Source organism: Salinihabitans flavidus (assembly GCF_900110425.1).
GTDB lineage: Bacteria > Pseudomonadota > Alphaproteobacteria > Rhodobacterales > Rhodobacteraceae > Salinihabitans > Salinihabitans flavidus.
Genome location: NZ_FODS01000004.1, coordinates 191,000 through 214,388, shown reverse-complemented (window position 1 = coordinate 214,388; position 23,389 = coordinate 191,000). Strand labels below are relative to the sequence as shown.

At 64.2% G+C, this 23,389-nt stretch carries 21 protein-coding genes; 20 read left to right on the top strand and 1 reads right to left on the bottom strand.

The annotated features are described in order from the left end of the window. Positions 1-3: 3 nt before the first annotated feature. The 11 genes from BMW66_RS05640 to BMW66_RS05590 all read left to right on the top strand — a co-directional run bounded on the left by BMW66_RS05640 (position 4) and on the right by BMW66_RS05590 (position 12,936). A complete protein-coding gene (locus BMW66_RS05640) occupies positions 4-756 on the top strand; it encodes an SDR family NAD(P)-dependent oxidoreductase (protein ID WP_093116323.1) in 753 nt (250 codons plus the stop codon). A 32-nt stretch (positions 757-788) separates the two neighbouring features. Beyond that, positions 789-2,006, top strand: coding sequence for an ABC transporter substrate-binding protein (locus BMW66_RS05635; RefSeq protein WP_093116321.1), 1,218 nt, complete (start codon positions 789-791; stop codon positions 2,004-2,006). A 75-nt stretch (positions 2,007-2,081) separates the two neighbouring features. Further along, entirely contained in the window at positions 2,082-3,149 is a 1,068-nt protein-coding gene (locus tag BMW66_RS05630) for an ABC transporter ATP-binding protein (protein ID WP_093116319.1), read from the top strand. 19 nt (positions 3,150-3,168) lie between these two features. Further along, positions 3,169-4,047 carry a polysaccharide deacetylase family protein gene (locus BMW66_RS05625; protein WP_093116317.1) on the top strand — a complete coding sequence of 293 codons (879 nt, stop codon included), beginning with the start codon at positions 3,169-3,171 and terminating at the stop codon, positions 4,045-4,047. 70 nt (positions 4,048-4,117) lie between these two features. After that, positions 4,118-4,441 (top strand): hypothetical protein, encoded by a 324-nt coding sequence (locus BMW66_RS05620; protein WP_093116315.1) that lies wholly within the window; start codon positions 4,118-4,120, stop codon positions 4,439-4,441. Next, complete coding sequence (locus tag BMW66_RS05615) at positions 4,438-5,424, top strand: CobW family GTP-binding protein (RefSeq protein WP_093116313.1); 987 nt, start codon at positions 4,438-4,440, stop codon at positions 5,422-5,424. Before BMW66_RS05620 ends, BMW66_RS05615 begins: the two co-directional genes overlap by 4 nt. Next, a complete protein-coding gene (locus tag BMW66_RS05610) occupies positions 5,424-6,620 on the top strand; it encodes an ABC transporter substrate-binding protein (RefSeq protein ID WP_245729377.1) in 1,197 nt (398 codons plus the stop codon). Before BMW66_RS05615 ends, BMW66_RS05610 begins: the two co-directional genes overlap by 1 nt. 32 nt (positions 6,621-6,652) lie before the next feature. Beyond that, positions 6,653-7,657, top strand: a complete 1,005-nt coding sequence (locus tag BMW66_RS05605) for an asparaginase (protein WP_093116308.1) — start codon at positions 6,653-6,655, stop codon at positions 7,655-7,657. A gap of 196 nt (positions 7,658-7,853) precedes the next feature. Next, the gene (locus tag BMW66_RS05600) at positions 7,854-8,813 is read left to right on the top strand and encodes an AraC-like ligand-binding domain-containing protein (RefSeq protein ID WP_093116306.1); all 960 of its coding nucleotides are present in this window, start codon (positions 7,854-7,856) and stop codon (positions 8,811-8,813) included. 130 nt (positions 8,814-8,943) lie between these two features. Continuing rightward, entirely contained in the window at positions 8,944-10,971 is a 2,028-nt protein-coding gene (locus BMW66_RS05595) for a hydantoinase/oxoprolinase family protein (protein ID WP_093116303.1), read from the top strand. Between the two features lie 3 nt (positions 10,972-10,974). Continuing rightward, positions 10,975-12,936 (top strand): hydantoinase B/oxoprolinase family protein, encoded by a 1,962-nt coding sequence (locus tag BMW66_RS05590; protein ID WP_093116301.1) that lies wholly within the window; start codon positions 10,975-10,977, stop codon positions 12,934-12,936. A 251-nt stretch (positions 12,937-13,187) separates the two neighbouring features. On the opposite strand, the gene BMW66_RS05585 is transcribed toward BMW66_RS05590, so the two are convergent. Continuing rightward, positions 13,188-13,382, bottom strand: a complete 195-nt coding sequence (locus BMW66_RS05585; RefSeq protein ID WP_093116299.1) for a SlyX family protein — start codon at positions 13,380-13,382, stop codon at positions 13,188-13,190. 97 nt (positions 13,383-13,479) lie between these two features. Between BMW66_RS05585 and BMW66_RS05580 the strand changes: the two genes are divergently transcribed. From BMW66_RS05580 to BMW66_RS05540, 9 genes are all read left to right on the top strand, one after another. Further along, positions 13,480-14,283, top strand: coding sequence for a crotonase/enoyl-CoA hydratase family protein (locus BMW66_RS05580; RefSeq protein WP_093116297.1), 804 nt, complete (start codon positions 13,480-13,482; stop codon positions 14,281-14,283). Between the two features lie 157 nt (positions 14,284-14,440). Then, positions 14,441-16,051, top strand: coding sequence for a histidine--tRNA ligase (hisS, locus tag BMW66_RS05575; RefSeq protein WP_093116295.1), 1,611 nt, complete (start codon positions 14,441-14,443; stop codon positions 16,049-16,051). Further along, complete coding sequence (locus tag BMW66_RS05570) at positions 16,051-17,136, top strand: ATP phosphoribosyltransferase regulatory subunit (protein ID WP_093116293.1); 1,086 nt, start codon at positions 16,051-16,053, stop codon at positions 17,134-17,136. Before hisS ends, BMW66_RS05570 begins: the two co-directional genes overlap by 1 nt. Next, the gene (gene hisG / locus BMW66_RS05565) at positions 17,133-17,831 is read left to right on the top strand and encodes an ATP phosphoribosyltransferase (RefSeq protein ID WP_093116291.1); all 699 of its coding nucleotides are present in this window, start codon (positions 17,133-17,135) and stop codon (positions 17,829-17,831) included. Before BMW66_RS05570 ends, hisG begins: the two co-directional genes overlap by 4 nt. A 604-nt stretch (positions 17,832-18,435) precedes the next feature. Then, positions 18,436-19,197 (top strand): ABC transporter ATP-binding protein, encoded by a 762-nt coding sequence (locus BMW66_RS05560; protein WP_093116289.1) that lies wholly within the window; start codon positions 18,436-18,438, stop codon positions 19,195-19,197. A gap of 10 nt (positions 19,198-19,207) precedes the next feature. Further along, positions 19,208-20,212 carry a branched-chain amino acid ABC transporter permease gene (locus tag BMW66_RS05555; RefSeq protein ID WP_093116287.1) on the top strand — a complete coding sequence of 335 codons (1,005 nt, stop codon included), beginning with the start codon at positions 19,208-19,210 and terminating at the stop codon, positions 20,210-20,212. Continuing rightward, a complete protein-coding gene (locus BMW66_RS05550; protein WP_175483169.1) occupies positions 20,209-21,279 on the top strand; it encodes a branched-chain amino acid ABC transporter permease in 1,071 nt (356 codons plus the stop codon). The genes BMW66_RS05555 and BMW66_RS05550 overlap by 4 nt, the downstream gene beginning before the upstream one ends. A 35-nt stretch (positions 21,280-21,314) precedes the next feature. After that, complete coding sequence (locus BMW66_RS05545) at positions 21,315-22,520, top strand: ABC transporter substrate-binding protein (protein WP_093116283.1); 1,206 nt, start codon at positions 21,315-21,317, stop codon at positions 22,518-22,520. A gap of 70 nt (positions 22,521-22,590) precedes the next feature. Next, positions 22,591-23,388: an ABC transporter ATP-binding protein gene (locus BMW66_RS05540; RefSeq protein ID WP_093116281.1), complete on the top strand. Its 798-nt coding sequence runs from the start codon at positions 22,591-22,593 to the stop codon at positions 23,386-23,388. Position 23,389: the final 1 nt, after the last annotated feature.

The following is a 23,389-nucleotide window of genomic DNA, read 5'->3' as shown; positions in this document are numbered from 1 at the left end:
AAGATGGACAAGAGAGTTGTAATCGTGACCGGGGCCGGAATCGGCATCGGACGGGCGACGGCGATGCGGTTCGCGGGTCAGGGCGATCATGTGGTCGTTACCGATGTGCTCACCGATGAGGGCGAGGCGACCGTGGCCGGGATCACCGCCGCCGGGGGCAGCGCCGAATTCATGCCGCTCGACGTGCGCGACACGCCCGCCGCCGACGCGCTGGTGGCCGATGTGGCCGGGCGGCACGGCCGGATCGACGTGATCGTCGCCAATGCCGGGATCGCCCACCGGGTGCCCATCTCGGAGATGACCGACGAGAGATGGGACGCCACTTTCGACATCGACCTGAAGGGTATGCTGCGGGTGATCCGCCCGGCGCTGCCCGTGATGAAGGAGGGCGGCGCGATCGTCTGTCTCAGCTCCATCATGGGGGTGGCCTATGGCTGGGACGAACATGTGCATTATTCCTCGGCCAAGGCCGGGGTTGTGGGGCTCGTGCGCGGCCTCGCGGTGGAAATCGCCAGGCGCGGCATCCGCGTGAATGGTGTTGCACCGGGCTACACGCGAACCGCGCAGCTTCTCAGCGAGAAGAACAGCCTCGGGCCAAAGGCGGCGGAAATCGCGTCGCCCTACATTCCGATGGGCCGTCTGGGCGAGCCTGAAGAGATCGCAAGCGTCATCGGTTTTCTGGCATCTGCCGACGCCTCCTACCTGACCGGGCAGGTGGTGACGGTCGATGGCGGCCTTTTGCCGGGCCGCTACTGAACTTCAACCAACTGAAACAGGGAATATCGACCATGACATCAACCAACCGCCGCAATTTCATGAAGGGCTCCGCCGCGCTCGGCGCCGCCGCCCTTGGCACGGGGATGCACCCGTGGACAAGCTGGGCACACGCACAGGGCCTGGGCGATCAGGCGCTGCGCACGACCGGCCTGTCGACCACCGTTCAGGACCGCATCCTGGAGATGTTCCAGAATGCCAGCGGTGTCGGCTCTGTCTCGGGCACGCCCGCGACCTTCCCCGATTCGCAGACAAAGATCCTTTCGGGTTCTTCGGATTTCGACACATGGGAGATCATCGCAGAGCGTCTGCCCGCGCTGATCGCCACGGACAATGTCGAAACCATTCCGGTATCGGACGTTCCCAACTGGGCCAACATCCGCGATACCTTCACCAAGCCCAGCCCCAAGTGGGAGACGCGCTCGCAGATCGTCGGCCAGATCTGGGCCGACGAGGCGCAGACCGAACTCTACATGGTGCCGGCGGTCTACAACTATGACTCCATCGGCTACAACCCGGAGGTTCTGTCCGACGAGGAAGCCAACACCTGGACGGCCATCTTCGACGAGAAATGGCGCGGCAAGTCGGGCCTGAACGTGGACCCGCTGATCGCCTTCGGTCAGGCCATCATTGCCATGAACACCTGGGGCATGCTCGATGTGAAAAACCCCGGCAATCCCAGTGTCGAGGAAATCGACGAGGCCACGAAATTCCTGATCTCCAAGAAGAAAGACGGTCAGTTCCGGGCCCTCTGGGGTGACTTCGGGGAGTTGGTGAACCTGATGGCGTCGGGCGAAATGGTTGTCTGCGACGCATGGCAGCCGGCCGTCATGGCGGTTAAGGCTCAGGGCAAGCCCGCGAAATACGCACGGCCGAAGGAAGGCTATCGCGCATGGTCCATCGGCCCGTCGATGCTCAAGGGCACGCCGAACCGCGAAGCCGTGATCGCCTATGCCAATTTCTGGCTCTCCGGTGAGCCGGGGATCGCCGTCACGGAGCAGGGCTACTATTCGCCCTCGACCAACATCAAGAACGTGATGGACCCCAAGAAATACGCCTTCTGGTACGAAGGCGCGCCGTGGGAGGGTGAGGCCGAGCGTGGCATCAACCCCGGCGACCTGCGCGATGGCGGTTCGCTTGAAGAGCGCGCCGCGAACGTCGCCTACTGGCACCAGTGGCCGGATGAGTATGACCACCTGATCCAGCGTTGGGACGAGTTCCTGAACGCCTGATCCACGGCACGGGCGCGCGGACTTCTTCCCGCGCGCCCACCGCTTCACTCCCCAACTCCCGAGGCAAGGTAAGACATGCTCTACGATCTTGAACTTCAATCGGTCGGCAAGACCTATCCTGACGGCACGGTTGCGGTGTCGGATTTCGACCTCAAGGTCGAAAAGGGTGAATTCGTGGCCTTCCTCGGGCCTTCTGGCTGCGGCAAATCGACGACCCTTCGGATGATCGCCGGTTTCGAGGAGATCACCAACGGCGAGATCCTCATCATGGGCAAGAATATCTCGCACACACCACCCGAACGTCGCCCGACCTCGATGATCTTTCAGAACTACGCGCTGTTTCCGCACATGACGGTGCGCCAGAACATCGCCTTCGGGCTTGATGTCAAGAAGATGGAGACGGCCGAAAAGAAACGGAAGGTGGATCGCATTCTCGACATGTTCGACCTGACCGAGTTCGCCGATCGCACCGCCGACCGCCTGTCGGGCGGACAAAGACAGCGGATCGCGCTGGCGCGCGGGCTGGTTGTCGAACCTGAAATCCTGCTTCTCGATGAGCCTCTGGGCGCGCTGGACGCCAACCTGCGCCGCATCATCCAGAATGAGCTGAAGTTGCTTCAACGCGATCTGGGGATCACCTTCGTTTTCGTGACCCACGCGCAGTCGGAGGCCTTGGGCCTGTCGGATCGCGTCGTGGTCATGTCGAATGGCGTGGTCGAACAGATCTCTGCCCCGAAAGAGCTTTATACCCGCCCCGCGACACCCTTCGTGGCCGAATTCATCGGCTCCAACACGATCATCGAGGGCAAATCCGGCAAGATGCTCGACGGCGGATTGCAGCAGATCGAAACACCCTACGGGCCGATGGCCGGTGTGGGCACCGCCGGTGCCGACATGGCCGTGATACCGGCGGAATCCTTCAGGATCGGACTGCGCGAGACGCCCGGCGAGATCGCACTGGAAGGGACCGTGGCGTCAAAGAAACTTGTCGGTTCCATCGGGTACATCCGCGTCAAGCTCAGCGACGGGCGCGAGATCGACGTGGAAACGCACGCCGGATCGCCAGAGGCGCAAAGCCTTTCCGCCGGCGCGTCCGTGACCCTTGGGGTGGACCCCTCATCGGTCACGCTGATCCATCACTGACTCAACAAGGAGACTACACATGGCTAAAGATATTCAGGTCGGCTTCGGTATCGACGTTGACGCCGTTGCGGGCTGGCTTGGCTCATACGGCGGCGAGGACAGCCCCGACGACATCTCGCGCGGGATGTTCGCCGGCGAGGTCGGATCGCCCCGTCTGCTCGATCTTTTTGATCAGCAAGGGCTGACCACGACGTGGTTCATTCCCGGCCACTCGGCAGAGACCTTCCCCGACCAGATGCGCGACGTGGCCAAGCGTGGCCATGAAATCGGGATTCACGGCTACAGCCACGAAAACCCGATCGCGATGACCGCCGAACAGGAAGAGGCGGTGCTCGACAAGGGGATCGAACTGATCACCGAAATCTCCGGCAAGCGGCCCACGGGCTATGTCGCGCCGTGGTGGGAATTTTCCAATGTCACCAACGAGTTGTTGCTCAAGAAGGGGATCAAGTACGATCACTCCCTGATGCACAACGATTTCACCCCCTACCGGGTGCGCGTGGGCGACAAATGGACCAAGATCGACTATTCCGCCAAGCCCGAGGACTGGATGAAGCCGCTGGTGCGTGGAGAGGAAACCGATCTGATCGAGATCCCGGCAAACTGGTATCTCGACGATCTGCCGCCGATGATGTTCATCAAGAAATCGCCCAACAGCCACGGGTTCGTGAACCCCCGCGACATAGAGCAGATGTGGCGCGATCAGTTCGACTGGGTGTACCGGAACATGGATTACGCGGTGTTTCCGATCACAATTCACCCCGACGTCTCGGGCCGTCCGCAGGTTCTGCTGATGCTGGAGCGTCTGATTGCGCATATGAAGTCGCATGAAGGTGTGCGTTTCGTTACCATGAACGAGATGGCGGACGACTACGACAAGCGATTCCCGCGCGGTTGATCCGCACGCAAGACATCGGGCTGTCCCCGCGAGGGGGCCGCCCGTCACCCGACAAGAGGCAAGAGACATCATGTGTTCGCTATGCGGAATTCTGGGCTGTGACGACCACTGGACCCACTCTGTGGATCGGCCCGGGGTCTTTACCCGCAACACCGACCGGCATTCGCGCCGCTCCGAAGGGGCGCGGCGCGTTGCGGCGGCCAACCGGGTGCTTTCGTTTCGCCGGGTGACGCTCGCCGAATGGCAGGGCACGTCCTACGTTGTGTCCAACGCGACCGGCGCATCAACCGTCTTCGAATCCTTTTCCCACCTGTGGCCCGAGGCCGAGACCCTCGCTGGACGCGAGATCGACCCGCTGGACGATGCGCTCATCGACTGGATGGAGGCGCGATGATTTCCGTCACGCTGCTTACCGGGTTTCTGGGATCGGGCAAGACGACCCTCCTGCAACGGCTGCTGACCGATCCGGGCATGGCGCGGGCCGCGGTGCTGATCAACGAATTCGGAGAGGTCGGGCTCGATCATCACCTGCTCGACCGGATCGACGACAATGTGGTTCTGATGAAATCCGGCTGCATCTGCTGCACCGTGCGCGGCGAGGTGGCCGACGCGCTGATGAACCTGCAAAGCCTGCGCACTCGCGGCGAGATCGACTTTGATCGCGTGGTGATCGAAACCACCGGGCTGGCCGATCCCTATCCCGTGCTGCAAACCCTGCGCGCGCACCCCGTGCTGCGCAGCCATTTCGAAAACGGCGGCGTTCTGACCACGGTGGACGCCGTGAACGCCGCCCGACAGGTGGAACACCGGGCCGAGGCCGTCCGCCAGATCGCCGCCGCCGACCGGATCATCCTGACCAAGACCGATCTGGCGCAGGAGGCGGAGATCCCCGCCCTTCGCGCCACGCTGTCGCGGATCAACCCATCGGCGCGGGTGGTGACCGGCTCGGACGCCACCGACGCGATCGTCGGCCGTCTCGATCCCTCCCTGCCGCCCCTTCCCGATGAAACCGAACCCGACGGGCACCATCGCCATCACCACAACCTCAATGAGGATCTGGGCGTCGTGACCTTTTCCATGACGATCGAAGAGAGGGTGGACTGGACCGATTTCGGCATCTGGCTGACGCTTCTTCTGCATCGCCATGGCGACCGGATTTTCCGGTTCAAGGGGATTCTCGCCATCGAGGGCGAAGATCGTCCTGTCGCCGTCCACGGTGTGCAGCACCTTGTCCACGCCCCGGTTCATATGGAGCATTGGCCCGATGGCCCGCGCGTCTCGCGGCTGGTGTTCATCCTTGAAGGCCTCGACCCCGAGCAGATCCGCCGGTCGTTCTCCGCGTTCATGGGGCTCAAGCAAGTGAAAGCTGTCGCCTGATGGAGCCACTGCGCATTCTCTGCACCGAGATTCTGCCATGGCGGCTTCTCAAGGATCAGGCGGAGGCCGATCTCGGTTTTCCCATCGAGTTCATGGAGCAGGATTTCGTCTCCGCGCAGCGCACCGCCGCCATGGCGCCGGACAGCTATGATGTCTACGATCAGTGCTTTCACAACCTCGACATCGTCTGGCACTGGCGCGCTATTCAACCCATCGACACCGCCCGGATCGACACGTGGAACGAGATGAGCGATCTTGCCCGTTCCGCCGGCGTGGGCGGATCGGGCGGCGGGCTGGGGGATGCCCCCGCGACCCGGCTTTATGTGCAGCCCGACGCGACGCTGTCGGCAAGCCCGACGGGGCGCATCTCCATGCTGCCCACGGTGTATAATTTCGACAGTTTCGCCATCAATCAGGGGACGGCGCCGCTTGACGTGGATCGCGATGTGACCAGTTGGGCCGAACTGCTCGATCCGCGCTGGCATGGCCGGGTGGCGCTTGTGGACGAACCGGCAATCGGGGCCTTCGATCTGACGATGGCACTCGTCGCGGCGGGCCGGATGGAGGTGGGGGATCTGGGCAACATGACCGTGGCCGAGATCGACGAGATGTATCATCATGCGGTGGAACTGGTGAACTCCGGCCATCTCGCACCGTTCTGGCGCCGGGCATCAGAGCCGGTGGAACGGTTCGCCAGCGGTGAGTTGTCTATCGCGTCGATCTGGTCCCCGGCCGTTGTGGCGATGAAGGCGCGCGGTCTGAACGTGCGGCAGGCATCCCCGGCAGAAGGCTATCGTGCATGGCACGGCGGCCTGTGTCTGGCCCGGCATCTTGAGGGTCGGCGCCTTGATATGGCCTATGCCTGGTTCAACTGGTTTCTCGACGGCTGGGCGGGGGCCTGCATGGCGCGGCAGGGCTATTACATGTCTGTGCCCGACCGGGTGCGCGCCTTCCTCGACCCAGAGGAATGGGACTATTGGTACGAGGGCAAGCCAGCGGCCTGCGAGCTTCCCGATCCGGATGGTCGGTGTGCGATCCGCGCCGGCGAGGTGCGGTCCGGCGGATCCTACCGCGCGCGTTCCAAGCATATCGCAGTCTGGAACAGCACGATGGATGAGCACAACTTTCTCGTCCGCCGCTGGAACGAGATTATCGCGCTCTCGGAGGGGCGTCGCAACCGCCGCCGCGCCGGTTAGCGCGGGGCGTGTCCGCAATCTGAGGGGATGCCATGAAGACTGTGACTCTGATCGCCACCGGGGGCACCATCGCCTCCACCGCCGACAGCGCGGGCGGGCCGGTCAACGCGGGTCTCGCCGGGGAACGGCTTCTCGATACGCTGCACGCGCGGCCCGAGGGGATCGCCGTGCAGGTCGAGGATTTCGATGCGGTCGGCAGCTACGCGCTCGATCTTGAAACGGTTCATCGCCTGTGCGCCCGGATCGACGCGGTTCTGGCCGATGACGCGGTGGACGGGGTCGTTGTCACCCATGGCACCGACACGATGGAGGAAAGCGCCTTTCTCGCCGATCTTCTGGTCGCCTCTGACAAGCCGGTGGTCTTTACCGGCGCGCAGCGTCACGCGGGCGCGCCCGACACCGACGGGCCGCGCAATATCGCCGACGCCCTCCGCTGCGCCGCCAGCGGCGGGCTGCGGGGGCAGGGGGCCGTCATCCTGTTCGAAGGCGACATTCACGCCGCCCGCGAGGTGACCAAGGCGCATACCTCGCGCGTCGACACCTTCCGCTCGAACGGGCTGGGCAAGCTGGGCGAGGTGGATGACGGCCAAGTCTATCTCTACCGCCGCACGGCGGCGCGGCAGAGCGTTCCCGCGCCCCGGCTCGATCCGGGGGTGGAGCTGCTGTTGCTGGGCCTTGGCAGCACGCCGGACTATCTTGATTACTGCGAGGCGTCGGGCAAGACCGGCGTTGTTCTGGCCGCCTTCGGGCGCGGCAATGCCCCGCGCGGTTTTGCCGAACGGATCGCACGTCTGACCGCGAGCGGGGTGTCGGTCGTCGTGGCCTCGCGCTGCGCCGAAGGGCGGACGCTACCCGTTTATGGCAAGGATTCGGGCGGGCGCACGCTTGAGGACGCGGGCGTGATCTTCGCCGGCAGCCTGTCGCCGATCAAGGCGCGGCTGCTTCTGAGCGCGCTGCTGGGCGCGGGGGCCGGGGACCGGGAGATCCGCGCGGCCTTTGCCGATGCGGAGCGGTCGCCCCCCGGAACGGCGATTTGACTGCAACCTGCGCAATGCACTGAGGTTTTTCGGATTTGGCTGGCATCAAGCGCGACAACACCACCGATGGATCCCGCGCGCGCTCGCAATGCAAGGATTTATGCGCGAATCGCCAAGAACACACGCCGTTTTGTGGCAGTATCCGGTCATCACGGGACGTGTCGACACTTCAACGTATGGGCACAAGAGACAGAAAATGATTATCAACAGTGGACGTTCTGCCGCCCCGACAGGCGGCGACAAGTGGCAAAAGGTGGTGTCGGAGGCGTATTTCCCTCTCGATACCGATTGCCGGAATCGCACCGATTTCTTCGGAGAGATGGATCGCTGGTCGCTGGGGGTCGTCGGGCTGTCACGGATTCATTGCGACAGCATTCTCTACCGGCGGCAGCGCCGTCACTTTCTCGATGAAACGGAAAGCTCGCTTCTGATCGCGATCCCGGAGAAGGAGGAAGTGCAGTTCTCGCAGAACCAGCGCCGCACCTCCTGCAAGCCGGGCGGCTTTCTCGTGGAGCGCAGCGACGCCCCCTACGAATACTGGCATGATCACCGCAACGTGCAATGGGTGCTCAAGGTGCCCTCCGCGAGTGTGCGGGCGCGGATCGGGCCGTCCGAACGGCTTGGCGGGCTGACCTTCGATGCGCGGCAGGGCGTGGCCAGCTATTTCCTGAGCACCCTGCGCACAGCCGTTTCGCATATTCAGCAGCTCGACGACGCCGCGCGCGAAGCGGCGGGCAGCCATCTGCTCGAAATGCTGTGCCTCGCCATTCGCAGCGATCAGAGGGTGCTGGGCAGCAACACCTCGTCCATCCGGGCGGCACATCTTTATCGGGCCGAGCAGTTCATCCGTGAGAACCTCAAGGAACCGGATCTGTCGCCGCGCATGGTGGCGGATGCCTGCGGGATCTCGCTGCGCTATCTTCAGCAACTGTTCTCGGAATCCGATCAATCCATCAACGGCTACATCCGCGACCGGCGCCTGATCCGCTGCAACGAAGATCTGCGCGCCGGCGGGCAGGGCGCGACCGTGGCCGAGATCGCCTATCGCTGGGGCTTTGCCGATCAGTCGCAGTTCTCCAAGCATTACAGGGCGAAGTTCGGATGCACCCCGACCGAAACGCGCAAGGAGGCGGGCCGCTTCCGCAAGGCGATGTGACCGCCGCGGGCCGGGGCCGCCCGTAGCGGCGCCGATCCCCTCACCCGAGACAATCGTTTCACCTATCCCGCCGAAGGCCTCCCTTCGGCCAACGGGCGGGTTTTGCCCGGACCAACCCTGAGGAGCTAACATGGCCAATACCAGAGTCGCCGTCGATGTGGGCGGCACCTTCACCGACATCTGCATCATGGACGAGACGACAGGTCAGATCCGCATCGAGAAGACCGCCTCGACGCCGGATGACCCGATGCGCGCGATCATGAACGGCATCGAGCAGGGGAAGATCGACCTGTCGGACGTGTCCATGTTCTCGCACGGCACGACCGTGGCGACCAACGCGCTGATCACCCGCAACCTGCCGCGCGCCGCGATGGTCTGCACCGAGGGTTTCCGGGACGTGGTGGAGATTCGCCGCGCCAACAAGGAAGACCTCTGGGACACCTACAAGGACGTGGCCAAGCCCTATATCCCGCGCCGCGACCGCCTGACCGTGCGCGAGCGCGTGAACGCAGAGGGCGAGATCCTGATCGACCTGAACGAGCAGGACGCCTACCGCGTGGCCGAGGTGCTGAAAAAGCGCGGCGTGGCGGCGATCGCGGTCTGCTTCATGAACTCCTACGTGAACGGCACCAACGAACAGCGCATGCGCGACATCCTCAAGGAGGTGATGCCCGACGTGCCGGTGTCCATCTCCTCGCAGATCATGCCCGAGATCTTCGAGCATGAGAGGTTCTCCACCACGATGGCCAACGCCGTGGTCTCGCCCGTGGTGGTCGATTACGTCGCGCGGCTGGCCGACAAGCTGGCCGAGGGCGGATACGCACGCGAGCTTTTGTTGCTGCACACCGGCGGCGGCGTGATGACCACAAAGGCGGTGCGCGACTTCGCGGCGCGCCTTGCCGGATCGGGCATCGCGGCGGGCGCCATCGCCAGCCGCTTCATCGGCAACCTCTGCGGCTATCCCAACACCATCGGGTTCGACATGGGCGGCACCTCCACCGACGTGTCGGTGTCCTACAAGGGTGAGCCGCGGATCACCAAGGACTGGTATATCGAATACGGCTATCCGATCCGCTTTCCGTCGATCGAGGTGCTGACCATCGGCGCGGGCGGCGGCTCTCTGGCGTGGAAGGACGAGGGCGGCAGCCTGCGTAACGGGCCGCAGTCGGCGGGCGCCGACCCGGGGCCGGCCTGCTACAAAAACGGCAACGAGGTGGCGACCAACACCGACGCCAACGTGGTGCTGGGCCGGCTCGGCACATCGCTTGCGGGCGGCAAGATCACGCTCGATCCCGCGCTGGCCGAAGACGCCGTGAGCACCACCGTGGCGGAACCGTTCAACATGGAACTGCACGAGGCGGCAGAGGCGATCGTGCGCGTGGCCAATGCCAACATGGCCAACGCGGTGCGGCTTCTGTCGATCTCGCGCGGCTATGACCCGCGCGACTTCGCGCTCTGCGCCTTCGGCGGGGCGGGGGCGCTTCATGGCGCCGCCGTCGCGCGTGAACTGTCGATCCCGACGGTGATCGTGCCCCCCAACCCCGGCGTGACCTCCGCGCTTGGCTGCCTGCTGGTCGATATTCAGCACGATTTCTCCGACAGCTTCATGCGCGCCGCCAAAGGCACCGACCCGGCCGACCTCGAAACTGCGTTCCAGCGGATCGAGGATGAGGCGCGCGCCCAGCTCACCCGCGAGGGCGTGGAGGAAAAGGACATGATGCTGCAACGCACGGTCGAGATGATGTATCAGGGACAGTGGCGTTCCCTGGAGGTGCCGGCGCCATCGAGCATCACCGACATGGACGATCTGATCGAGGCGTTCCACGAAGAGCACGCCCGCGAATACAGCTATTCGCGCAGGGATGCGCCGGTCTCTCTCTTCCGCGCGGCGGTCAAGGCCATCGGCATCGTGCCCAAGGCCGAACCGGCCAGAAGCGAGGTGAAGACCTACACGCCAGAGCCGGGCAGCCAACGCAAGGTCTGGTTCGACGGCGCGGCGCATGATGCCGCCATCTATGAGCGCGAGACCCTGACCGCCGGCGCCACCTTCAGCGGCCCGGCCGTCGTGGAGCAGTTCGACTCCACTACCGTGGTCCCGCCCGCCATGAAGGCCGAGGTGGACGCCTACATGAACATCCTCATTCACACGAAGGCATGACCCATGACACAGACGACACATGACCAACTCGACCCGGTGACCTTCGAGGTTCTGAAAAACTCCTTCATCACGGCGGTCGATCAGATGGCCGAACAGATGCTGCGCACCTGTTACTCCTTCGTGATCTACAACCGCGACTTCTCCAACGGGCTGCACGACGCGGAGGGCAATTCCGTCGCGCAGGGCAATCAGGACATCGCCGTGCATGTCGGCACCCTGCATTTCACCTGCAAGGACGTGATCCGCGTTTTCGGGGGCGAGATGATGCCCGGCGATGTCTACGCGATCAACGATCCCTACGCGGGCGGCACCCACTTCAGCGACGTGCGCCTTGTTCGGCCCATCTTCGACGATGACACGCTGATCGGCTTTTCGCAGTCGAACGGGCACTGGTCCGATCTGGGCGGCTCCGTCCCCGGATCGTTCGACGTCAGCGCCCGTGACATGTTCCGCGAGGCGGTGCGCATCACCCCGGTGCGCCTGTTCCGCGCGGGGGAGTTCTGCCACGATGTCGCGGGGATGATCGCCGCCAACACGCGCGATCCCGCCTCGATCATCGGCGACATTCATTCGCAGGCGCAGGCCACCCAGGTGTCAGAGCGTGAGGTGCTGCGGCTTGTCGCCAAATACGGCCGCGATCAGGTGCTTCAGGGCATGAACGAGGTGCAGGACTACGTGGAGCGCGCCGTGCGTCAGCGTATCGCCGCCCTCCCCGACGGCACATGGGAAACGGTGGACTACATCGACCGCGACCCCGGTCAGGGCGAGGGGATGATCCCGATCCACATCAAGATGACGATCAAGGGCGACCGCATCCACTATGATTTCACCGGCAGTCACGCCACCATCGCGTCGATCTACAATTCGGCGCCCGGCGCGACCTTCTCGGCCGTGGTGGCGGGGATGAAGACCTTCTTCCCCGATCTGCCGCTCAACAGCGGATTCTACCGGATGATCGACATTTCCGCGCCTGAAAACAGCGTCGTCAGCGCCCAGTGGCCGGTGGCCGTGACCGGCTTTCTGATGCCGTTCGAGAAGATCATGAACGCGATCTTCGAAATGTGGTCCAAGATCATGCCCGAACGCGCCATCGCCTGCGCCTTCAACCTCGAATACCTGCTGGCCGGCGGGCGCGACCTGCGCACGCCCGAAAAGCCGATGTTCATGTTCTATGAATGGCTGCCCGGCGGCTGGGGCGGGCGCAACGGCAAGGACGGCTCCGACGTGACGACGGCCTGTTTCGGAACCGGCCTGATGTCGCAGCCGAACGAGGGCAACGAACGCGTCAACCCGACCCGCACGACCGAATTCCAGATCCTGCGCGACAGCGCCGGTCCGGGCAAATGGCGTGGCGGCACCGGGGTGCAGAAAACCTCCGTCCTGCTCGACAGTGAGGATGCTGTGATGTCCTATATCTGCGACCGCGAACGCGCCGTGGTCTGGGGGGTGGAGGGCGGTCTGCCGTCGATGCCGCACGGGCTCACGATCACCCGCAGCGGCGAGTCAGAGCCGAAATGGCTCGGGTCTGTCTTCTCCGATTACCCGGTCTATACCGGCGACGAGTTCGCGCGGCCCACGGCGGGCGGCGGCGGCTTCGGCGATCCGCTCGACCGCGATCCCGAAAAGGTGCGCGAGGACGTGATCGACGACTATGTCTCGATGGATCGGGCGGCGCGGGATTACGGCGTGGTGCTGCGGGAGATCGACGCCGACCTTTGCGAGTATGAGATCGACACGGCGGCGACCGACAAGCTGCGGTCCGAGATTCGCGCCGAACGCCTGTCCTGGGCCCGGATGGACCCAGAGAAGGTGTCGCAGCTCTACAAGGCGGGCGAGATCGACACGCTGGACGCGGTGCGCCGCTACGCGGTCATCCTCGACTGGGAAACGGGCGATCTTCTGCCGAAGACGACCGGGCAGTTCCGCGAATCCTTCGAGCGTCGGACGGCGGCCCACTGGACCTGAGCGCTGCTCCCCCCGGTGAAACTATCCCCTGACGGCGGGCCCGCCGCTTCGTCAGGGGACACGACCGGCCCCCGAAAACCACCGCGCGCCGTGTTAACGGGGCGCGTTTCGGTGGTTTTGCGGTATTCGGTACCGACGCAATACCGACGTTTTGCCGACGTAATACCGAAACGTGTTTTTCAGCAAATTCAGCGCGTTAACCCTGATTCGCTGTCAGGGGCGTGATTTCGGGATCTTCGGGTGATTGCCGCTCAGTAATGCGGCGGCCGCTCATCGCCAAGAAGGACGCCGCCGGGACTGTCGGCCTCGCGCCCGGCTTCCCTTGCGATCAGCATCTCGACCTTGTGGGTCAGCTTCGCAATCTCACGGTCCTGCCGCGCGATCACGTCGGACAGTTCGTCAACCACACGGGTGAGATGGGCGATGTTTTCTTCAAGCCGGTCCATGCCGCAGCGGTAGCCCCACCATCGCGGCGCGTCAAGCTATGCCGCTTGCCTTGAGGCTCGCGGAATGTTCGAAAGGAGAAAGAAGGAGGGATGAACAATGTCAATCGGGATCGAAACCAGGGGGCGCGTGCGGATCGTGACGATCGACCGGCCACAGGCGCGCAACGCCGTGGACCCCGCCACCGCCCCCAAACTTTTTGAAGCTTTTCAGGATGTTGAGGACGACGACGCCGTGGATGTCGCCATACTGACCGGCGCGGGGGCGCACTTCTGCGCGGGGTTTGACCTCAAGGCCGCGGCAGAGGATGACGGCGCGGCATGGATCGCGGCGGTGGAGATTCCGCCCGACTGGTCGGATGCCCGCACCCAGCCCCTGCCGGGGCCGATGGGGCCATCGCGGCTTGTTCTGTCCAAGCCCGTGATCGCCGCGGTGGAGGGCTACGCCGTGGCCGGCGGGCTGGAGTTGGCGGCCTGGTGCGACATGCGCGTGGTCGGCGGGGCGGCCACCTTCGGCGTGTTCTGTCGCCGCTGGGGCGTGCCGCTGATCGACGGCGGAACCGTCCGCCTGCCGCGCATCATGGGGCAGGGGCGTGCCAATGACATGATCCTGACGGGCCGGCCCGTCGGCGCCGAGGAGGCGCTGCGCTTCGGGCTGGCGGACCGCGTGGTGCCCGAAGGCGCCGCGCTCGATGCCGCACTGGAAATCGCAGAGGGAATGTGCCGTTTTCCCCAAGCCTGCCTGCGCGCGGATCATCTGTCGGCGCGGCTGTCGGGACCGGGTCTGGCAGCCGCGCTCCGGCGGGAGTGGGATTCCGTTTCCGCCTTCGAGGCCGAGGGCATGACCGGGGCGGCCCGCTTTGCTGGCGGACACGGACGAGGCGGCGGGTTCGACGATATCTGAGGCGCAAATGCGGCCAAGGCCCCGTTTTCGGGCGGAATTCAGCGATATTTCCGGCGTGAAGACAACGTGATGCAGGCCGCGCCCGGCAACGCGCCTTGCCCCCCCTTGGGCCATCCGGTAGATGCCTGCGCAAAGGCAGTTGCGAAGGACCGCGAAAATGGCCAAGCCAAAGAAAGCTCCGCGCCCCAATGCGGAAACGCCCAAAGGCTTCCGCGACTATTTTGGCGCGGAAGTGACCGAACGCGCCGAGATGCTAGGCAGGATTGCCGGGGTTTATCATCGCTACGGCTTTGACGCGCTGGAAAGCAGCGCGGTCGAGACGGTCGAGGCGCTTGGCAAGTTCCTGCCCGACGTGGACCGCCCCAACGAGGGGGTCTTTGCGTGGCAGGAGGATGATGAGGGCGGTAAGGGCGACTGGCTGGCGCTGCGCTATGATCTGACCGCCCCGCTCGCCCGCGTCTATGCCCAGCACCGCAATGAGTTGCCCACGCCCTACCGCCGCTATGCCATGGGGCCGGTCTGGCGCAATGAAAAGCCGGGGCCGGGGCGGTATCGCCAGTTTTATCAATGCGACGCGGATACCGTGGGCACCGCGAGCATGGCTGCCGACGCGGAAATCTGCGCGATGCTGGCCGACACGCTGGAAGAGGTGGGCATTCCGCGCGGGGACTACATCGTGCGGGTGAACAACCGGAAGGTGCTGAACGGAGTGCTGGAGGCGATGGGCCTCGGAGACGACGAAGCGCGCAGTGCCGCTGTAATGCGCACCATCGACAAGTTCGACAAGGTTGGGGAAGAGGGCGTGCACCAGCTTCTGACCACCGGCCGAAAGGACGCCTCGGGCGCCTTCATCGAGGGGGTGGGACTGACTGAGGACCGGGCTGAACTGGTTTTGGCGTTTCTCAACTCAAAGACCATTGTCGAAAAAGAACTCCGCGACGGCCCCCCTCAGCCCGACGAAAGGATTCCGGGTGGTATGGGGGTTAAGTTGAATGATCTTCAGGATCGCAGTCATTCGGCTGGCCAAGCGTGGAATTGGGCTGTCATGGATCACCTGATGCGACTGGTCGGACAAACCGACATCGGCATGCAGGGATTGAAGGAACTGGGTGAGATTGCCGATCTGCTCGCCGCCCAGGGCTATGGCCCCGACCGCATCGTGATCGATCCCTCCGTGGTGCGCGGTCTCGGCTACTACACCGGCCCGGTGTTCGAGGCAGAGCTGACCTTTGAAATCCTTGACGAAAAGGGGCGCAAGCGGCAATTCGGCTCTGTCGCGGGCGGCGGACGGTATGACGATCTGGTCAAACGGTTTACCGGGCAATCGGTGCCGGCGACCGGCATTTCCATCGGGGTGGATCGCCTTCTGGCCGCCCTTCGCGAAAAGGGTCGGATCGGTGGGCACGTCGAGGGGCCGGTGGTTGTTACCGTGATGGATAAGGGGCGCATGGCCGATTATCAGGCGATGGTGGCAGAGTTGCGAAACGCTGGTATTCGGGCGGAGGTCTATCTCGGCAACCCCAAGAATTTCGGCAACCAGCTCAAATACGCGGACCGGCGCGGCAGCCCTGTCGCGGTGATCGAGGGCGGGGACGAGAAGGCGAAAGGCGTCGTGCAGATCAAGGATCTGGTGCTGGGCGCGAAGCTCGCCGAAGGCGCCACGCTTGAGGAATGGAAGGAACGACCCAGCCAGTTCGAGGTGCCGCGCGGTGATCTGGTCGCCAAGGTGCGCGAGATCCTGTCCGCTCAGCAGGGCGGGCGGCACTGATGCCTCAGCGGGCGGAGATTCGAGCACGGGCCGATGCGCTTCGGGCGCGGTTCGAGGCAGCAGGCGCGGTGCGGGTGGAGACATCGGTTCTGCAACCCGCCGAAGTGCTTCTCGATCTCTACGGAGAGGACATCCGCGCGCGGGCCTATGTGACCTCGGACGCGCTGCGCGGCGAGCAGATGCTGCGGCCCGATTTCACCGTGCCGGTGGTGCAGATGCACATGGAGCATGGCGCCGAACCCGCACGCTATACATATACCGGCGAAGTGTTCCGCCGGCAGGAGGATGATGCCGCGCGCCCCAATGAATACACGCAGGTCGGCTTTGAGATCTTCGCGCGCCAAGCCCCGGCGGATGCGGATGCAGAGGTGTTCGCGTTGATCCGCGACGCACTGTCGCCGCTGGATCTGCGCGCGGCGACGGGCGACATCGGCATCCTGAAGGCCGCCGTGCAGGGGCTGGAGACGACGGAGCCGCGCAAACGGGCGCTGGCGCGGCATATCTGGCGGCCCAGACGCTTTCGTGCGCTTCTGGAGCGGTATTCGGGCCGGGCGCCGGTGCCGCCGAGCCGTGCCGCGCTTCTGGCCGACGGCGACCCGTTGGCGCGCGCCGCGCCGCTGATCGGGCTGCGTTCGAAGGCAGAGGTCGCGGCGCGGATTGCGGCGCTGCGCGAGGATGCGGCGGCGACGCCGATTTCCGCGGTGCAGGTGGATCTGATCGACGCGATCCTCGACGTGCGCGAAACGCTTCCCTACGCGCTGGAACGCCTGCGCGACATCGCGGTGGATATGCCGGCGATCACCGAGGCGGTGTTCTGCCTGCAGGATCGGATCGAGGCGCTGGACAAGCGCGGCGTGGACGTCGGCGCGCTTGAATTCGAGGGCAGCTACGGGCGCACGCAGATGGAATATTACGATGGGTTCGTCTTCGGGTTCTATGCCGGGACGCGGCCCGATCTGCCGCCCGTGGCTACCGGCGGACGCTATGATGCGCTGACCCGCGTTCTGGGACAGGGGCGCGAAATCCCCGCTGTGGGTGGGGTGATCCGGCCCGGCCTGCTTCTGCGGCTGGAGGATTTGGCATGAGCGTGAAGCTGGGCGTGCCTTCCAAGGGGCGGTTGATGGAGAAGACCTTTGACTGGTTCGGGGCGCGGGGAATTGGACTGGCGCGGAGCGGGTCGGAGCGAGAATATGCCGGGGCCGTGGAGGGGGTCGAGGGGGTCGAACTGGTGCTTTTGTCCGCCGGGGAGATCCCTCGGGAACTGGCCGCCGGGCGCATCCATCTTGGCGTGACGGGCACCGATCTGGTGCGCGAGAAGCTGGGACAGTGGGAGCAGCGGGTGGCGGTTCTGGCGGAACTGGGCTTTGGTCAGGCGGATCTGATCATCGCCGTGCCGCAGTGCTGGGTCGATGTGGACACGCTCGACGATCTGGATGCGGCGGCCGCCGCGTTCCGGGCCGAGCACGGGTTTCGGCTTCGGATTGCGACGAAATATCATAGGCTTGTGCGGGATTTCCTGCGCGAGAACGGGGTCGCCGACTATCAGCTTGTGGACAGTCAGGGCGCGACCGAGGGCACGGTAAAGAACCTGACGGCCGAGGCGGTCGCCGACATCACCTCCACCGGGGAGACGCTTCGGGCCAATCACCTGAAGCTTCTGGCCGACGGGCTCGTGCTGCGCAGTCAGGCGACGCTGTACCGCTCGCGCAGTGCGCCGATGGAAGGCCCCGACCGGGAGGTGATGGCGGCGCTGGAGGCGCGGCTGGGCGTTGAGGGATAAGCGGGCCTCGCCCGTCCTGGGCGAATCAGCACAAGCCCTTGTTAAGGCAGAAAAACCCATGTCGGTAAAACGTCGGTATTTTGTCGGTATCGCGTCGGTGTCGCCGTCCGGATTTGCGCCTTTAACCTGGCGTTCGGTAAGATGTCGGAAAGCTTGTTGAAGACGCAGTTAAGAAAGCCGCATCCGGGGAGCATTGGGATGACAGCGCAAAGGGCTCTGCCCCGTCGCCGCAAGGCGGCGGCTTCCCGGAGTGTATGACCAAAGGTGAAGCCGCGATGGGCGGCGGGTCTTTACGCAAGGTCAAAATGCCGTTTCTGTCCGGCGAAAAACCAGTTCTTTCAATGGACTGGCCGCGTTCCCGGCTCCCCTTCCGCGGTGTTTCGGGGGCTGCGGCCTTCATAATCGTTGCGAGATGATCCAACGCATGTAAACTCGTCTCAAAGGGGCGGCGCCTCCCGAACGTCAAGCGGCAGCGAAAAGTCGCAGGTTCGGACAAGGCGCGCGTCCGGGGAGGGCCTTTCGGCCATGTGATCGGGATGTCCGCGCTGTCTGGCGCGGGACGCTGTCGCGTGGCTGCGGGGGAGGAGACAAGGACCGGCATTTCATGCTGAAGATCGAGGATCTGCATCTGTCCTTTGGCGGTATCAAGGCGTTGCAGGGCATCAGTTTCGAGGCGCAGGCGGGGGAGATCACCGGCGTGATCGGCCCCAATGGCGCCGGAAAGACCAGCCTGTTCAACGCGATCTCCGGGTTCTATCAGCCCGACCGGGGGCGGGTGTGGTTCGACGGGCGCGACATCACCGGCATGGCGCCGGACCGCCGCGCGGCCCTCGGCATTGCGCGGACGTTTCAGAATATCGCGCTGTTCCGGGGGATGACCGTTCTCGACAATATCAAGCTGGGCGGGCACACGCGGCTGAAAACCGGGCTTTGGGGGGCGCTGCGGTATTTCGGACCGGCGCAGCGCGAGGAGTTGGAATTCCGCCGCGACATCGAGGAGCGGGTGATCGATTTCCTTGAAATCGACCACATCCGCAAGGTGCCGATCACCGCGCTGCCCTATGGCCTTCAAAAGCGGGTGGAGCTTGGCCGGGCGCTGGCGATGCGGCCGCAGGTTCTTTTGCTCGATGAGCCGGTGGCGGGGATGAACCGCGAGGAGACGGCGGACATGGCGCGTTTCATCCTCGATGTGCAGGAGCGGTTCGGCACCACCATCCTTCTGGTGGAGCATGACATGCATATGGTGATGGACATCTGCGCGCATATCGTCGTGCTGAATTTCGGCCAGCAGATCGCCGAAGGCTCCCCGCAAGAGGTGTCGCAGAACCCGGCGGTGATCGAAGCCTATCTCGGCGCGGCGGCATAGGGGGGCGATCATGGGTCAGATTCTGCAATTCGGGATCAACGGGCTGATGAGCGGGGCGATCTATGCGCTGATCGCCGTGGGAATTGTCAGCGTGTTCAAGGCCACGAAGGTGGTGAATTTCGCGCATGGCTATCTGATCATGTTCGGGGCCTATTTCTACTTCACCTTCGCGGTGCTTCTGCCGGGGATGAGCTGGGCGCCGGCGTGGTATGTGAGCTGGGAGCCGGCGTGGCTTGTGGAGATGAAAGAGGGGCTGCCGATGTTCTCGCCTCTCGGTGCGGTTCTCGACTGGCTGACCAACCTGCCTCGGGTGATCATCGGGCTGATCGGGGCGCTGGCGGCGAATGCGGTGGTGGGGCTGATCATCGAGCGGGTTCTGATGCGCCCGCTCATGGGACAGTCCGTGTTCGCCATGATCATGGTGACGGTGGGCCTTATTTCGGTGATGAGCGGGGGGGCGCAGCTTATCTGGACGGCGGATGCCAATTACGTGCCGTCCCTCGCGCCCAACACGCCGATCCGGTTCACCCTGTTCGACACGCAGATCTTCCTGTTCGGGACGGATCTCGTGAACGCGGTGATCGCGGTTTTGCTGTTCGGCGCGATCGTGGCGATGGTGCAGTTCACCAAGGGCGGCGTGGCGATCCGGGCGACGGCGGAGGACCAGTCCACCGCCTATAGCATGGGCATATCCGTGCCGCGGGTCTTTGCGCGGGCGTGGGTTCTGGCGAGCCTGACCGGCGCCATCGCGGGGGCGATCCTGGCCACGCGCAACGGGGTGTCGCCCTCGCTCGGCCTGTTCGGATTCTCGGTGCTGGCGATCGTGCTGATGGGCGGACTCGACAGCTATGTGGGGGTGTTCATCGCGGCGCTCGTGGTCGGGGTTCTCGAGGCGATGACGCAATGGAAATTCGGCGGCGACTGGGCCGGGATCGTGCCCTATGTCGCGGTGCTTCTTGTGATTCTGGTCCGGCCGCATGGCCTGTTCGGTCAGAAAGAGGTGGAGCGGATATGATCAACGGCAACCTCAAGGCCAGCTATGCCGATGACGAGCGGGTTCTCGACAACAGCTACAAGAAAGCCTTCGTCTACGGGATGATGGTCGTTCTGGCCGGATTTGCCGCCTTTGCCAACGATTACCTGATCCTCGTGGCCTGCCAGATGGGGATCATGCTGATCGCGGTGGTCGGGCTGAACGTGGTGATCGGCTATACCGGGTTGATGAGCCTTGGCCACGCCGCCTTTATCGCGGTGGGGGCCTATGGGGTGACGATCCTTCACAATCTGGGGGCCGGCACGGTTCCCGATGCGGTGATGCCGTTCATCGCGGTGCCGGTGGCGGTGGCGATCTCGGCGTTGATCGGGATCGTCGTGGGGCTGCCGAGCCTGCGGGTGAAGGGGCTTTATCTTGCCGTGGCGACGCTGGCGGCGAATTTCATCGTGATTTTCGTGATCGAACAGGATCTGTTTGCCCCCTGGACCGGCGGCATGACGGGCATCGAAACGCCCGCGCCGAACCTTGCGGGCTGGGTTCTTGATGACAAGCGCGAGATGTTCGTGCTGATCGCGGTCTTTGCCTTTGCCACGATCCTGACGGTGCAGAACCTGTTTCGCACGCGGGTGGGCCGCGCCTTCATCGCCATCCGGGACCGCGATTATTCGGCCGAGATCCTTGGCATTTCGCTGTTGCGGTTCAAGCTGACGAGCTTTGCCATATCGGCGGCGTTCTGCGGGCTGGCGGGGGCGCTGCTGGCGTATTTCTATGCCTCGATCCTGCCCGAGCAGTTCGAACTGGCGCTGTCGCTGCAACTCGTCGCGGCCTTGATCGTGGGCGGGATGGGGCGCACGATGGGGCCGGTCTTCGGCGTGATCGTGATCGTCATGGTGCCCGAGGTGATCAAGGTCGTCTTTGGCGCGGTGTCGGGGGGCGATCCGAGTGTCGCGCAGCTTCGGGCGCCGTTGCAGGAGATGGCGTTCGGGTTCCTGATCATCTTTTTCCTGATGTTCGAGCCGCTGGGCATCGTTCACATCACCGACCGTATTTTGCGCGCGCTGAACCGTTGGCCGTTCGCGCGGGGATAATAACGCACAGGGCCAGAGCCAAAAGGGAGGATACCATGAAACTCAACAGACGTTCATTTCTCGCCACCGGCGCCGCCGCGACCGGGGTGATCGGGCTGCCGGCCATCGTGAAGGCACAGCCCAAGGAATACGTGGTGGCGCAATCACTGCCCATGACCGGGCCGTTCGCCACCGCCGGGCAGCTTGTCTCGCCGGCCTCGAAGATGTTCGAGGCGATCACCAATGCCGAGGGCGGGATCGGCGGGGTGCCGATCCGCGTGGAGGTGGAGGATTCCGGTTACGTGCCGCAGCGCGCGCTTGCCAACTATCAGCGGGCGCTGGCGACCGAGGATAACCTGGTGATGTATTTCGGGGATTCCACCGGCTTCATGAAGCTGGTGGCGCCGGAGCTGAAGGGCAAGAACGCGACGCTGATGGGGTCCACGTCCTTTGCCACGGAACTGGCGAACCCCGAAAAGAACCCCTATCAGTATGTCGCCGGTCCGACCTACGAGGACCAGTTCGACATCCTGCTTCAGAACATCGCCAACGAGGGCGGGAGCACCGTCGCCTTCATTTATTCCAACACCGAGTTCGGGCGCGATCCGCTGGCGCATGGGCGCCAGAAGGCCGAGGAGCTTGGCATCGAGGTGGTGCTGGAGGAATCCACGAAGGCCGAGGGCGCGGACATTCCGACCCATGTGACGAAGCTGGCGCAGTCGAACGCGGAATACTGCATCCTTCAGGGCTATGTCACCGGGGTCTGGCCGCAGCTGATCGGCGGCGCGCGGCAGCTTGGGCTTCAGACGAAGTTCATGGGCACGTTCTGGGGCATGGAGAAGCTCATCGCGGACCGTGTGACGGCGGAGGCCGGGCCGTTCCTTGAAGGGTATCTTGGCGTGATGCCCTATCGCTATTCCTATGATCAGGAGGACGCGCCGCGCTATCGGACCTATGCCGCCTTCCAGAAGGAGCATTTCGCGGGCACGCCGCTTGAGAATTACATGCCGACATGGGGGATCGAGGCGCTGTGCTCGATGGAGATCGGGCTGGAGGCGCTGCGGCGGGTGGCCAACAAGGGGCTGGAGCTGACCGCCGACAATGCCGCCGAGGAGCTGGCCGGGATTCAGGACTGGGATTCGGGCGGCTTCTTCGGGCCCAACGTTTCGATGGTGTCCAACAAGATCGGCACCGGGCGGGTCTATCAGTATTCGACCGAAAGCGGGCTGTTCGAGCCGAGGTCGGACTGGCTGTCGGTCTGACGGGAACCGAAACGCGCCGTCCCGGCGGGCAGCCGGGGCGGCGGCAACTCCGGAAGGGAGAAGGCAGGGCGTGCTGAGCATCGAGAATATCGAGGTGACCTATCACCATACCGTGCAGGCGCTGCGCGGACTGTCGCTGGAGGTGCCCAAGGGCCGGATCGTCACCCTTCTGGGCACCAACGGCGCGGGCAAGACCACCACGCTCAAGGCGGCCAGCAATCTTCTGCGGCTGGAGAATGGCGAGGTCGGCGAAGGGCGCATCCGGTTCAAGGGCGAGGACACGCGCCATATCGCGCCCGATATGCTTGTGAAGAAGGGGTTGTTTCACGTCCGCGAGGGGCGGCGCATCTTTGCCGAGATGACCGTGGAGGACAACCTGATCGCCGCCAGCTATGCGCTTGACGGTCGGCCGGGCCTGAAAGCCGATTTCGACAAGGTCTATGATTTCTTTCCGCAACTGCGGGAGCGGCGCAAACAGATCGCTGGCTATCTGTCGGGCGGCGAGCAGCAGATGCTGGCCTTTGGCCGGGCGATGATCGCGCAACCGGAGATGATCCTGATGGATGAGCCGTCGCTTGGCCTTGCGCCGAAGGTGGTCGAGGAGATCTTCGAGACCATCCGCCGACTCAACGCCGAGGATGGCACCACCATGCTTGTGGTGGAGCAGAACGCGGGCGTGGCGTTCTCTGTCGCCGATTACGGCTATATCATGGAAAGCGGGCAGATCGTGATGGAGGGCGACGTGCCGACGCTGCGCAACGATCCCGATATCCAGAGCTTCTACCTCGGTGTGGGGGGCGAGGGGAACGTGCGCCAGTCCTTCCGAGATGTGAAACACTACAAGCGCCGGAAGCGCTGGTTGAGCTGAG

Excerpts from the sequence above, each read along its gene's own strand:
- BMW66_RS05640 (WP_093116323.1), top strand. The coding sequence starts at position 4 with ATGGACAAGAGAGTTGTAATCGTGACCGGGGCCGGAATCGGCATCGGA.
- BMW66_RS05635 (WP_093116321.1), top strand. The coding sequence starts at position 789 with ATGACATCAACCAACCGCCGCAATTTCATGAAGGGCTCCGCCGCGCTC.
- BMW66_RS05630 (WP_093116319.1), top strand. The coding sequence starts at position 2,082 with ATGCTCTACGATCTTGAACTTCAATCGGTCGGCAAGACCTATCCTGAC.
- BMW66_RS05625 (WP_093116317.1), top strand. The coding sequence starts at position 3,169 with ATGGCTAAAGATATTCAGGTCGGCTTCGGTATCGACGTTGACGCCGTT.
- BMW66_RS05620 (WP_093116315.1), top strand. The coding sequence starts at position 4,118 with ATGTGTTCGCTATGCGGAATTCTGGGCTGTGACGACCACTGGACCCAC.
- BMW66_RS05615 (WP_093116313.1), top strand. The coding sequence starts at position 4,438 with ATGATTTCCGTCACGCTGCTTACCGGGTTTCTGGGATCGGGCAAGACG.
- BMW66_RS05610 (WP_245729377.1), top strand. The coding sequence starts at position 5,424 with ATGGAGCCACTGCGCATTCTCTGCACCGAGATTCTGCCATGGCGGCTT.
- BMW66_RS05605 (WP_093116308.1), top strand. The coding sequence starts at position 6,653 with ATGAAGACTGTGACTCTGATCGCCACCGGGGGCACCATCGCCTCCACC.
- BMW66_RS05600 (WP_093116306.1), top strand. The coding sequence starts at position 7,854 with ATGATTATCAACAGTGGACGTTCTGCCGCCCCGACAGGCGGCGACAAG.
- BMW66_RS05595 (WP_093116303.1), top strand. The coding sequence starts at position 8,944 with ATGGCCAATACCAGAGTCGCCGTCGATGTGGGCGGCACCTTCACCGAC.
- BMW66_RS05590 (WP_093116301.1), top strand. The coding sequence starts at position 10,975 with ATGACACAGACGACACATGACCAACTCGACCCGGTGACCTTCGAGGTT.
- BMW66_RS05585 (WP_093116299.1), bottom strand. The coding sequence starts at position 13,382 with ATGGACCGGCTTGAAGAAAACATCGCCCATCTCACCCGTGTGGTTGAC.
- BMW66_RS05580 (WP_093116297.1), top strand. The coding sequence starts at position 13,480 with ATGTCAATCGGGATCGAAACCAGGGGGCGCGTGCGGATCGTGACGATC.
- hisS (WP_093116295.1), top strand. The coding sequence starts at position 14,441 with ATGGCCAAGCCAAAGAAAGCTCCGCGCCCCAATGCGGAAACGCCCAAA.
- BMW66_RS05570 (WP_093116293.1), top strand. The coding sequence starts at position 16,051 with ATGCCTCAGCGGGCGGAGATTCGAGCACGGGCCGATGCGCTTCGGGCG.
- hisG (WP_093116291.1), top strand. The coding sequence starts at position 17,133 with ATGAGCGTGAAGCTGGGCGTGCCTTCCAAGGGGCGGTTGATGGAGAAG.
- BMW66_RS05560 (WP_093116289.1), top strand. The coding sequence starts at position 18,436 with ATGCTGAAGATCGAGGATCTGCATCTGTCCTTTGGCGGTATCAAGGCG.
- BMW66_RS05555 (WP_093116287.1), top strand. The coding sequence starts at position 19,208 with ATGGGTCAGATTCTGCAATTCGGGATCAACGGGCTGATGAGCGGGGCG.
- BMW66_RS05550 (WP_175483169.1), top strand. The coding sequence starts at position 20,209 with ATGATCAACGGCAACCTCAAGGCCAGCTATGCCGATGACGAGCGGGTT.
- BMW66_RS05545 (WP_093116283.1), top strand. The coding sequence starts at position 21,315 with ATGAAACTCAACAGACGTTCATTTCTCGCCACCGGCGCCGCCGCGACC.